9 protein-coding genes are annotated in these 12423 nt (G+C 52.0%); 2 read left to right on the top strand and 7 right to left on the bottom strand.

Annotated elements, in window-relative coordinates; all coding sequences use genetic code 11:
- Positions 1-59: 59 nt before the first annotated feature.
- From AN477_RS20845 to AN477_RS20865, 5 genes are read right to left on the bottom strand one after another with little or no spacing between them, the layout of a single operon-like run.
- Complete coding sequence (locus AN477_RS20845) at positions 60-1001, bottom strand: sirohydrochlorin chelatase (RefSeq protein WP_054971116.1); 942 nt, start codon at positions 999-1001, stop codon at positions 60-62.
- Positions 998-2461 (bottom strand): uroporphyrinogen-III C-methyltransferase, encoded by a 1464-nt coding sequence (cobA, locus tag AN477_RS20850; RefSeq protein ID WP_054971117.1) that lies wholly within the window; start codon positions 2459-2461, stop codon positions 998-1000. The genes AN477_RS20845 and cobA overlap by 4 nt, the downstream gene beginning before the upstream one ends.
- Positions 2458-4149 carry an NADPH-dependent assimilatory sulfite reductase hemoprotein subunit gene (locus AN477_RS20855; protein WP_054971118.1) on the bottom strand — a complete coding sequence of 564 codons (1692 nt, stop codon included), beginning with the start codon at positions 4147-4149 and terminating at the stop codon, positions 2458-2460. The genes cobA and AN477_RS20855 overlap by 4 nt, the downstream gene beginning before the upstream one ends.
- A complete protein-coding gene (gene sat / locus AN477_RS20860; protein WP_054971119.1) occupies positions 4146-5315 on the bottom strand; it encodes a sulfate adenylyltransferase in 1170 nt (389 codons plus the stop codon). The genes AN477_RS20855 and sat overlap by 4 nt, the downstream gene beginning before the upstream one ends.
- A gap of 49 nt (positions 5316-5364) precedes the next feature.
- Positions 5365-6057 carry a phosphoadenylyl-sulfate reductase gene (locus AN477_RS20865; protein ID WP_054971120.1) on the bottom strand — a complete coding sequence of 231 codons (693 nt, stop codon included), beginning with the start codon at positions 6055-6057 and terminating at the stop codon, positions 5365-5367.
- Positions 6058-6379: 322 nt separating this feature from the next.
- Between AN477_RS20865 and cysK the strand changes: the two genes are divergently transcribed.
- Positions 6380-7327, top strand: a complete 948-nt coding sequence (gene cysK / locus AN477_RS20870) for a cysteine synthase A (protein ID WP_054971121.1) — start codon at positions 6380-6382, stop codon at positions 7325-7327.
- A gap of 159 nt (positions 7328-7486) precedes the next feature.
- Positions 7487-9844 (top strand): MMPL family transporter, encoded by a 2358-nt coding sequence (locus tag AN477_RS20875; RefSeq protein ID WP_054971122.1) that lies wholly within the window; start codon positions 7487-7489, stop codon positions 9842-9844.
- Positions 9845-9895: 51 nt separating this feature from the next.
- On the opposite strand, the gene AN477_RS20880 is transcribed toward AN477_RS20875, so the two are convergent.
- Both AN477_RS20880 and AN477_RS20885 read right to left on the bottom strand, forming a co-directional pair.
- Positions 9896-10414, bottom strand: a complete 519-nt coding sequence (locus AN477_RS20880) for a DinB family protein (protein ID WP_054971123.1) — start codon at positions 10412-10414, stop codon at positions 9896-9898.
- A 292-nt stretch (positions 10415-10706) separates the two neighbouring features.
- Positions 10707-12416 (bottom strand): ATP-binding protein, encoded by a 1710-nt coding sequence (locus AN477_RS20885; protein WP_054971124.1) that lies wholly within the window; start codon positions 12414-12416, stop codon positions 10707-10709.
- Positions 12417-12423: the final 7 nt, after the last annotated feature.

Consider the following 12423-nt stretch of genomic DNA (forward strand, 5'->3'; position numbering starts at 1 on the left):
CCGTCATTCAATCAGTACTTCGGTACTTACTTCAATTTCTCATAAACATGGCAATGGAGTTATCTCACTAGCACTGTCAAAACCCTTTCAGCTACAGAAGAGACAAGGGTTTGGTGAACTCCAAGCGGTTCCCCAATGCGAATTTCCAGTTGTTTCGCCGCCCCCTCATTGGCACCACTCTCACTGGCACCAGCACTCTGATTGGCATCGCGTAGCGAAGCATCGCAAATGGCCTCCCGCCGCCAATCCTCAACCCATTTTGGCAGTTGCTCCGTCAGCCAGCCGTGAAACCAAAGATACGGCTGAATATAAACAAACCGTGCCCCGGCTTGAACTCCGGTTTGAACTAAGGAAGACAGTGCGTCTCGCCAATCTCTGCCACTTCCCGCCAGGTAGCCTGTCGCAAACAAGGATTCGTGCACGTTGGCCTGACTCCTGACGCGACTAGCCAATACATCAAAATCACTTTGCGCCGAACTGTCCTGATTCCCACGCCCAAGGAGCAATACTGCCTGCGACTCGACTTCACCCTTTGTCACGTACCCTGCTTCCGTTAGCCTTGTCATCGCGACCTCGATAAAGGCCGGGTCTACACCGATCGCCGGTAAAACTTCTATCTTCACCGATCCGGTTTGCGACTCCGCTGCCTGAATCAGTCCTGGAATATCGTGTTTCATGTGGCCCGCCTGAAACAAGAAAAGAGGAACAACGAGCACCAGAGACACATCTGGTGTGCACCCGCGGATGAGTGCTGTCACCAAATCAGGTTCACAGACCTCAAGAAAGGCACACTCGAACCTGAGAGACGCCCTATTCAATCGGTCCTTTGGGTGCGTGCAAACCTCTGAACCCAGTTGTTCAAGAATCTGTTGTTCTACCAGACGGCAGAACTGCAAAAACTCAGAGACACCAGCAGCCGCCCTAGTTCCATGGCCAACGAACAGGATGAGGGTCGTGGACACGGCCACAGATTTGCCGTTATCCCTGTCCAACTTCGTCATCTCACGACCTCAACAGCCTCAACAGCCTGTCGGCCATCGTCACCCAAAACCCGCTGCACATCTGTCGGTTCCGGTGCGTCATCGCGAGTCAACCAGTTGCGGACGAGCAGTTTGTCAGCATACGTCTGCAGCCTTTGAATCAACCTCGAAGCCTCCGCTGATGTGGACCAACAGAGATCAAAAGGCGTATCACAAGCATTTACGATAGCCTGAAGCTGTGAAGTGTTCACCTCAGTGTTGCAGAACCGATATATCTCTGCGGTAACCCCACCGTCAACCCTTGCGACATCCACCTGAAATTCCGTGTGCTGATAACCATCCATTGACGCAAGCAGTGATTTGTCAGGGGTGCCAATAAAATCAGCCGTAACTCGATGCTTGTTCAAGGCTTGAGCTACTTGTGTGTTTCGTGCTCCAAATTGGTACTTTGCCAGAGTGCGAACATCGAGGTCCAACCCGCTGTGTACCGCAAAGAACTGATGGACAGCCTGCACGTTACAGAAATAAAGAGAGGATTGAGGTGAGAGTGGACGCGACAGCATCCGCTGTATCTCCGTGCGATTGACACGCGTGCCTTGTTCCACAGAGATATCGACTGTCTCTGCACCCAGCGCTTCGAGCGATTCTGCCATTCGCCGTCCTTCTTTTGTCGTGTCCGCTGCGACCAGGACACGCCTGCCAAAAAGAGGCCTTTGTTCAAACCACTGGAGTGTGTCGCGCAGATTCACCACATCGCCAACGACAATAATGGCGGGCGGCTGAAACGAGGTTTCTTCTACCCGTCTGCAGATGGTTCCGAGTGATCCGGTGAGGACGGCCTGGTCTGCACGTGTCCCCCAACGGATGAGGGCAACCGGGGTGTCTGCATTGCGGCCGAGTGACAAGAGACACTGAGTCAACTTGTCTAGACGGCTGATCCCCATGAGAATCACCAAAGTCCCGGTTTCCGACCGGAGACTTCGCCAATCGACATCTTCAGGCCTCCCGGCTTCACATTGGTGACCCGTGATGACTGTGAAGGATGTTGACACACCACGGTGCGTCACAGGGATTCCTGCGTAGGCACTCACCGCTACGGGTGATGTAATGCCTGGCACAACCTCAATCGGCACACCCGCACCGAGGCAGGCTTCTCCCTCTTCTCCGCCTCGGCCAAACACGAACGGATCGCCGCCTTTTAGACGAACCACTTGTTTTCCCTGAAAGGCCAAGTCAACAAGCAAGTCATTTATCGTGTGCTGCTTCATCGCGTGGTGCCCTGCCTCTTTGCCGACGTAGATAAACTCCGCGGTATTTGATGCCATAGACAGCAAACGCGGTGAGATCAATCGGTCATATACGACTACATCAGCCACTGCCAAGACCTGTGAGGCGCGCGCCGTTAGAAGACCTGGTGCTCCTGGCCCCCCACCAACAAGGTACACAGTCCCGGCTTGTATCCCTCGTGTGCAGCGACTCATCGAACCATCCGCACTGCATCACGCAGCGCCTCCAAACCGACTCGATGGCAAAAGTTACCGAACCGTTCATACTCCTTACGCTCCCTTGCGTAAAGCGCAATCACGGGTTCCAACGTGCTCGCCAGGTCTTCGAAAGCGATTTGTTCCAAAAACACTTCGTTCAGCCTTGTCCCCATTGCATCAGCTCCGACAAACACATCGTACTTACCGAGTACGCGCCCTACAAAAGCGATGTCGGAGATATACGGCCGAGCACACCCATTTGGACACCCGGTCATCCGGACCGTAATGGGCTCGTCCTCCAGATGGTACTGTGACAGAACAGACTCCAACTGCGGCAGTAAGCTGGGTAAAACACGCTCTGCCTCCGCAATGGCGAGACCACAGGTCGGCATGGAGACACATGCCATTGCATTGCGGCGCAGGGTGCTCACCTCTTCCACCAAAGGGACCCCCGCTTGACGGAGAAGCCGCTCAATCTGCAGTCTGTCCGCGTGGCGAATGCCCTCAAGGATCAGATTCTGCTGCGTCGTCAGATGCACCCTTGGCCCGTAATCCTGCATAATCTGCCGCAGTACAGACTTCAGACGATAATCCCCTTCGTCCTTGATGCGGCCTTCCGGGATGAACAGCCCGAGATAACATTCATCATGGTCGTGATGATTGTTCCAGCCGAGATGGTCTTCGAAGGAATCCCAAACCAGGTCCCGCGGCGGCGTCAACTGATGTCCCAGACGGTCCTCCACCTGGTGTTTGAACCACTCGAGGCCCTTTTCATCAATGAGATATTTCATACGTGCAACCTTGCGGTTCTCTCGGTTTCCGTAATCCCGTTGCACCGTTATGATTGCCTCACAGGTGTCGCCAAGTTCGGCTCTCGTGACAAAGGCAAACTCTGAGGCGAGACGCGGGTGTGTGCTCGAGTCACTTGCTGTTCTCCCCATCCCGCCGCCAATCAGCAGGGTGTACCCTGAAACAGTGCCGCCTTCGAGGTGAACGACAATACCGAGATCGTTCGAATACACGTCGGCACAGTTGTCTCCTTCGTACGTGAAACCGATTTTGAACTTGCGCGGCAGGTAGGTTCGCCCGTAGAGCGGTTCCTCCGGGGCGTCTGTCGGGAGGTCCACTTTTTCCCCGTCAAGCCAGATCTCATGATAGGCACCCGTCCTCGCACTAAACCGGTCCACGAGGTCCAAGAGGTCCTGCCGAACGACATCCGCATACGGCTCTCGACGAGGCATAGCGCAAGAGATGGTGTTGCGGACCTGATCGCCGCAGCCGCCAAGAGTCGTGATCAGACTCTCATTAATGGCCTGCATCGTAGCCTTTAAGTCACCTTTTAGAATTCCGTGCAACTGAAAGGTTTGACGAGTCGTAATGCGCATCGTGCCATTGCCCCACCGCTCAGAAATCGCGTCAAACTGCAGGTATTGCTCAGCGGTAAGGATGCCACCGGGGATTCGGGCCCGCACCATCATCATGTAGTGCCGGTCTTTCCCTTCCTTGCGGAGCTGTTTGCGCAGGTCCCGGTCGTCTTGTTGATAGACTCCGTGGAACTTCAGTTGCTGGATGTTTTCTTCCTCAAACTTTACCGTTCCATCCTGCAACGCCTCGGCAATCGTCCCTCGAAGCTGATTTCCCTCTTGTTTAATGACTTCGACTTTTGACAGCTTTTGCTCGCTCAAACCCGTTGCACCTCCGCTAATCCAGCAATCAGAACGTCTGCGACTTCCGGTCTGGTGAATTTCGGTGACGGTCTTTCACCGCTTCGAAGAATCTGTCTCACTTTTGTGCCAGACAAGATGTAGCGGTGCTGTGCATCATGAGCGCATGTCTTGTCAGACGCCATTCCGTCACACTTTTCGCAGTAGAAGCTGTTCTCGAAAAACAGAGGCGTAATGCCGAGCTCGGCAACGTTAAAATGATCGAAAATCCTCTGTGCATCATAAGTTCCGTAGTAACTGCCAACGCCAGCGTGATCGCGCCCCACAACAAAGTGGGTACAGCCGAAGTTTCGCCGAACCAGCGCATGGAGTACGGCCTCGCGAGGGCCTGCATAGCGCATGGCTGCTGGGTAAACAGCGAGGAAAACACGATCTTTTGGGTAGTAGTTTTCGAGCAGGACCTGGTAGCTTCGCATCCTCACGTCAGCTGGGATGTCATCCGCCTTGGTTTCCCCGACCAAGGGATTCAGGAACAGGCCATCGACCGTTTCCAGTGCTGTTTTTTGGATGTATTCATGGGCACGGTGAACCGGGTTTCGCGTCTGGAACCCAACCACAGTATTCCAACCACGGTGCTGAAACTCTGCGCGTGTTTCAACCGGATCGAGGTAATACTCCATAAACTCATCCGGTTGTTTCCGATTGATAAGCTGGATGGGCCCTGCGACGTAATAATCCCCGCGTTCATACAGCTTCTTAACGCCAGGATGTGCCTCGTCCGTTGTTCGATAAACCGCTTGTGCCTCACGAGCCTTATCGGGTTGATATACTTCCGTCACATCAATGGTGCCGTATGTGACACCATCCTCACCCACCAAGGCAGCTGTTTGGCCTACCTGCAGATGCTCTGCCACGTCTTTTGTAACCGCAAGCGTAATCGGGATAGACCAGACCCGTCCGTCGGCAAGGCGCATATTCTGCAGAATGCTGTTCCAGTCTGTACTGTTGACAAAGCCGTCGAGCGGAGAAAAAACACCCGTAGCGAGCATCTCAAGGTCCGAATAGGACCACGTATTTAAAGGAATTTTCACGAAGCTTTTGCATGCTGCGAGGAGATGCTCCCGCTCTATTCCCTTGACTTCTCGGTTCACAAGGGGTACTAGGGATGCTGCCGTTTTGTTATTCAATCTGTTTCCTCCTGTATTGTCAAGATGCGTGTGAAATGACGTTCCCCACTTACTTGTGCAATCCGCACTCCGTCTTGACAAAGCCTGACCATCGACCACTCCTCGAGTCTTCGCCTGGTTTCACCGCTCTGGTGCAATGAACGCAGCCGATACTCGGGTACCCTTGGTCGTGAAGGGGATTATAGGGCACATTGTTGTCGCGGATATACTGCCATACATCACCCTCGGTCCAGCAAATCAACGGATTGACCTTAATCAGTCCAAACTTGTAGTCTTGTTCGAAGGCCTGCGCACCAGCCCGAAAGGCTGTTTGGTCACGCCGAATACCCGTGATCCATCCGTCTAGAGTAGATAGCATTTCAGTCAATGGCTGGACTTTTCGGATGTTGCAGCACCTGTCCGGTTCCCTCGTCCACAGCGCATCGCCATGTATTTCTGCCTGCTCCTTCAGTGTCAATGTCGAGTTGACCCGAATCAGGTTCGGAATTGTGTATCGTTGTTTAGCTTCCTCAATGAGGTCATATGTCTCCTGAAAGAGCACGTCTGTGTCAAGGTAAAAAACCTTTGTCTCAGGTGCCAAATTCATGAGCATATCGAGAAGAACCATATCTTCGGCCCCAAAACTGCATGCCAACGCCAGGTTTGGAATTCGCTTTAAAGCCTCAGCTAAAATCTCTTCTGGCCGTAAGAACTCAAACGTTTCAGCCAGTGAAACAACCTGTTCATCACTCACGATAGCCACGGATCAAACACCTCTTATTCTGATTTGTTTAATCGGTTTAAAGGGATATGTGCAGTGTACATTTGGACAGAAGACGTCGTCAATACCCAAGTTTGATTTTGTTTCCGCCTATCGAGTAGATTTGATCACGTGGAACTGTACAATGGTCAGTCAATGCGATACTATTGATCTCGAGCCGACTATGTTCATCGGAATTAAGGGTATTATATTGAGCTGTCGGAGTGTATGAGACGCAAAGTAAAACTACCACTTCACACAAGTGAAGGAAGAATTCGACAACTGTGTGCGATTCGTCCTTATGAAAAAGAGGAGCTGGTGACTGATGACCTTGAAACAACGCCCCAAAATTGCGAGAGACTTGACTCAACTGATTGGCAATACGCCGCTGCTGCGTCTCAGCCAGATTAGTGATGAGACTGGTGCGGAGGTACTAGCCAAACTGGAATACTTCAACCCGCTCGGAAGCGTCAAAGACCGGATTGGATTCGCCATGATTGAGGCTGCAGAACAAGCGGGCTTAATTACGCCAGGCCAGACGACGATTATTGAACCGACCAGCGGAAATACAGGCATTGCGCTTGCTTTTGTTTCGGCAGCCAAAGGATATCGCTGTATCCTCTGCATGCCTGAGACCATGAGCGTTGAACGTCGGAACCTGCTCAAGGCGCTGGGCGCAGAAATTGTACTGACAGAAGGACCAAAGGGCATGAAAGGTGCCATTGCCAAGGCAGAAGAACTGAAAGAGCAAATGGACAACGCCTTCATCCCGCAGCAGTTCGATAACCCAGCAAATCCCGAAATTCATCGCAACACGACTGCGCTCGAAGTCTGGGAAGACACCGACGGCGAGGTCGATCTGTTCATCAGCGGCATCGGCACGGGCGGAACGATAACAGGGGTCGGTGAGGTTTTAAAAGAACGTAAGCCATCCGTTCAGATCATTGCGGTAGAACCGACCGATTCTCCTGTCTTGTCCGGTGGTAGCTCAGGACCTCATAAAATCCAGGGTATTGGAGCAGGGTTCATTCCATCTGTGCTCAACACAGAGGTCTACGATGAAATTGTCCAAGTCACAAATGAGCAAGCCTTTGAAGCTTCACGCAGCGTTGCCAAAACAGAAGGTCTACTGGTCGGTATCTCATCTGGAGCGGCCATCCACGCAGCAACAGAACTGGCAAAGCGTCCGGAAAACAAGGGCAAAACGATTGTGGTCTTATTGCCTGACACCGGTGAGCGCTACCTGTCTACCGCGCTGTACAACTTCGAGTAATCAGCACTGACGAGTGATCAATCGGAGGGCAAGCTCACGTGGGCTTGCCCTCTTTTTGACGTTCTTCGTAAAAAACATTTTTCTATCTCGACAAAATTAACCTTCCAGTATATAAATAAAATGACATCACGCCGTTTCTATCGGCAAAAGGAGCAGTCTATGCACGAATCGAGTTTCTTTGAAAAATGGGGCGCCTTGGTCGCGGGGCGTTGGTCAAAGTGGATCACAGTGGCTGTTTGGATTGTACTTGCGGCAGTTCTATCCATTGCGGCCCCTTCCGTCAACCGTGAAGAAAACAACCAGGCGGCTTCCTTACCTGCAAGTGCTCCGAGCGTTGTCGCGAGTACAAAGCTGCAGACTGCATTTCCGTCATCTGCTGGTCAACCGGCGCTGGTGGTTTGGTACCGTGCAGGCGGGCTGACCACTGCAGATCTGACAGACATTCAAGTCTTCACCAGACAACTGCGAACGCATCCAATCGCTGGACAAAAGTCCATTCCTCCGCTCGATTCCATGCCAGCTGCAGCTCTGCGGGGGTTTGAGTCATCGGATCACACTACCTTTGTATTACCCGTCACTTTTCAGCAAAATGTTGACCCTTCGGTATTAACCAAGTCAATTCAGAACATGACAACCCAAATCCAGGCTGCAGCCGGCAAGGATGCCCTGTCGCAGAGTATCAGCTCTCCTGGGCTTCACGTACGCATCACCGGACCAGTCGGCATTGCGGTTGACGCGCAGGGTCTGTTTAAAAATGCCGATGTCACGCTGCTGGCTTCGACCACTCTGCTCGTTCTTGTCTTGCTGATTTTGCTCTATCGTTCTCCCATTCTCGCGTTTGTGCCGTTAGTCGGTGTTGGCTTTGCCTACGGAGTCGTTAGCCCGTTACTCGGACTTCTGGCAAAATCAGGAATCATCGTGGTAGACGCACAAGGTATTTCTATCATGACCGTGTTGCTCTTTGGTGCAGGCACGGATTACTGTCTATTCATCGTCTCCCGTTACCGTGAACTGCTGGCTGTCGAGTCTGACAAGCATCAAGCGATGAAAAAGGCTGCGGGCGGAGCCGCCGGGGCCGTCGCGATGAGCGGTCTCACCGTTGTCCTGTCGCTCTTCACTCTGCTTTTTGCAAAGTACGGCTCAGACCATCGATTTGCCGTGCCCTTCAGCTTGTCAATCCTGGTCATGGCTCTTGCCGGGATCACGCTGGTTCCTGCTCTCCTTGCGATTCTCGGTCGAATGGCGTTCTTCCCGTTCATTCCGCGCACGGAGGAGATGCGGCGCATTAGCGGTGCAAAACGTGGTGTAAAGTCGATGTCTAGGCGTCAAGCAACAAGAGGTTCCGGAACTCCAGGACGGTTCAGCCAAGCAATCGGGCGCATCGTCTCCACACGACCATGGCCAGTGGTCATCGCGAGTGTCATCGTACTTGGCATTCTTGCGTCCTTTACCGCGCAGATTCGGCCAACCTACGACTTGCTGACCTCGTTCCCGAAAACGATGCAAAGTCGAGAAGGTTACACGTTGCTCTCCGATCATTTTTCCAAAGGTACGCTGGCTCCAGTTCAGGTGATGATTCAAACCACAGGATCGGATCAAAGCAATGGGGCGAGCGCGGCTGGCAACCAAAAGACGGACAGCGGAGCAAGCCAATCTGCTCAGGCAGTGGCAAAGACACTCAAGTCTCTGTCCTTTGTTCAATCTGTGAGCCAGCCAAAGCGGAGTTTAGCAGAACCAGGGATTTACCTTTATAACGTGACGCTCAACGAAGACCCATACTCTTTACAGGCGATGCAAGACATCCCCATCATGGAAAAGAGCGTTCAAAAGACCCTTGGCAATGCCTCGGTGACGTCAGGTACGAATGCCGCTCGTAATCAAACAGGTTCAAACGGATCTGCAGTTTCGAACACGAGTTCAAGTAACGTGTGGATTGGAGGAGAAACAGCGACGCAATACGATACACAGCAATACACCAACCGAGATACACGTACCGTTATTCCTATCGTCATCGCCATCATCGCCGTGTTGCTGCTTCTGTATTTGCGATCCGTTGTCGCGATGGTCTACCTCATTCTGACCGTCGTTCTATCCTACTTCTCAGCGCTCGGTCTCGGTTGGATCTTGTTGCACTACGGACTGCACACGTCCGCGATTTCCGGTGCAATACCGCTTTACTCATTCGTTTTCCTTGTTGCCCTTGGGGAGGATTACAACATCTTTATGGTGTCACGGATTTGGCAAGCGAAAGAGGTCATGACACTCCAAAATGCCATCAGCGAAGGTGTAAGTCGCACGAGCAGCGTCATTACATCAGCGGGCCTAATCCTGGCAGCCACCTTTGCCGTGCTTGCGAGCCTGCCATTACAGATTCTCGTGCAGTTTGGCATTGTGACCGCAATTGGGGTCCTGCTCGACACCTTCATCGTCCGTCCCCTGCTCGTTCCGTCCATTACGGCTCTCCTCGGACGTGCTGCCTTCTGGCCCGTTAAATTAAAACAGACCGACCCGAAATGAGGTCGGTCTAACATAATCATTCACCACACCCACAGCGAATAATTAGAATGATTACATTGCGAGATACCTCTCCAGTACAATTTGGACATGATGACGCTCGTGTCCAGCGATGATATATGCAATCGCCCTTGCTGAAACGTCCATGTTGTTTGCGACGCCTTTTCTCAGCCAATCCTCGGCATCCACACCGCGAAGCAATGCGAGGGTGGACTGGCGGACGGCGGTGTAGTTGTCTAACAGGTCGGAGACACTCCAATGGTGGAACGGTGCGTTTTTCATGTACTCACCTTCATCAAAGCCGGCAAGCGGGGTCTTGTCTCCGCGAAGCACCCGCAGCAAACGGTAACTCATGATACGCTCGGTGTCCGTGATGTGACCGAGAACCTCTTTGGTCATCCATTTTTCCGGTGCATAGCGGTAATCTGCCTCTTTCCCGCTAAGCTTCGAGAACAGAGCACAAGTATCTGTTTGCTGTTGCTGCAGAATCTCTACAAGATTTCCATCTGGAACCAAGCCAACGTAAGGCACGTAATACGCTGGATACTCTTCCGTCAATGGACGCACGAGCATAATGCTCCTCCTCACGAACGATGTTCTTTCTTACAGATCTCTTGAGAATTATAACGCTTCAATCGGTCTCCGAACCGCAGGCACAGGACATTCCCTTTGATTTGTTCACGTTGTGGAGATGTCACAATAAAAATTTCACATAACTTAATGTATTTGCAACATGATTGCAACATTTGCAGGTTATCATAAGTCTCGTAGGCAGCCACTACTGATTCACTTTTGACCCCCTTTTTATATACTTGGGCCGTCACCTTCGGTGACGGCCACTTTTTTGTATATCTGAGGCTGTTCGTTACATGGAGGAAGATAATTTCACAGAGCGGGCATGCGCCTCTACATGGATCACATCTGCATCGGGCAAGCCTATGGTAACGGTCGTCCCTACTCCCTCTTGGCTTTCATACCGGATGTCTCCACCGTGTTGTTCGATAATCCGATGACAGACCATTAGTCCGAGACCTGTACCACTGCTTTTGGTCGTGTAAAAAGGCTCACCAAGTCTCTTGACCATATCAGCCGGCATGCCTCGTCCTGTGTCACGCACCACCATCACCAGTACAGGGCCTTGTCGCTCTAAGCCGATGGTAATAGTCCCGCCTGCTCCCGTGGCTTCCAGTGCATTCTTCGTGACATTAATTAAAACTTGCTTTAACTGATTTGCGTCAGCGATGACAAATGCAGACTGGATCGTCACTGCATCTTCAATCGAAATACTCGCAAGTAGCGCTTGCAGCCGCATAATCTCAATCACTTCACGTACAACGGTGCTGACATCCATTCGCTTTTTCGTCTCTACCTGAGGCTTGGCAAGTACAAGCATCTGTCCGGAGACTAAGTCCAAGCGATTCATTTCGTGTTCCATAATGGACACGTATCGTTTGGTCGTCGGATCATGCGTCTTCAACAGCTTCAGGAATCCCTTCAGCGAAGTCAGTGGGTTGCGTATCTCATGGGCAACCCCAGCAGCAAGTTCCCCAACTGTCGACAACTTGTCCAGTTTTTGCATCATTTCTTCCGCCCGGCGAATCGGGCGAAGGTCCGTTACGACGGCATAGTAGCCATTCGGCTCACCAGACACGATCAGTGGCACAATCGTCAGTCGTACCGGAATCCGGTCGCCTTGTCGATGCCGCAGATGGACATCCATATTGGACAGAACCTCACCGTTCAACGCACGTCTGCTGATACCTTGTGCCAACTCTTCATCTTCAGCAAACCACACCTTGAGTCGGTTCAATCCGACCAATTCTTCCGTGGAATACCCGGTTATCTCCTCGTAGGCTTTGTTGACAAAGAGAATTTGTCCTTGCCGGTCAATGGCACAAATACCTTCGGGGTTGTACTCGACCAAGGATCGGTAACGTTCTTCACTTTCACGAAGAGACTTTTGCGACTCCACCAGTTGCAGATGCACCCTGCCTGCCTCAACAATGTTATCGAGAACAAATACCGCGGGCAGCATCAACAGCGTCTGCACTACTGCTGCGGGCACCAAGGTCTGAATGTAAGGCTGAAGCAGCGCCCAACCATGATTTGGTGCCTGCGTGTCAAAATACACGAAAACAAACAGCAATTGAATGAGTGTAGCACTGAGAGCGAGCCCAACACTCACGAGCAAGCGGCGAGCAGACGAATAACCGTCGAAACGTTTGGACACCAGTAAGGGTGGAACGCTGTATGCAAGGATCGAAATCACGGCAAGCAATACCCCTGAGTGCCCTGCATGAAGACGGTACGCTGCAACGATGGCGACGGAAATCAGTCCAGCGTTCCGTTTTCCATATAAAAAGGCCAAAATGATAGGGATTAGTTTCATGTCTTCCGCCATGCCGAAGATGTGCAGCGGGTACATCTCGGACAAAACGGCGGAAAGTCCCCCGTACAACCCAACGATAGGTGTCGCATAGGGCAAACGGTCAAACGATTTTCGAAACGCCCAAAGCTGATAGAACAGCAAGGGAAAAATAACAATCCCAAAGTGAACAAAAAACCGATCAAACACGCCGCTG

It is taken from the genome of Paenalicyclobacillus ferrooxydans, assembly GCF_001399675.1.
Taxonomy (GTDB): Bacteria; Bacillota; Bacilli; order Alicyclobacillales; family Alicyclobacillaceae; genus Alicyclobacillus_B; species Alicyclobacillus_B ferrooxydans.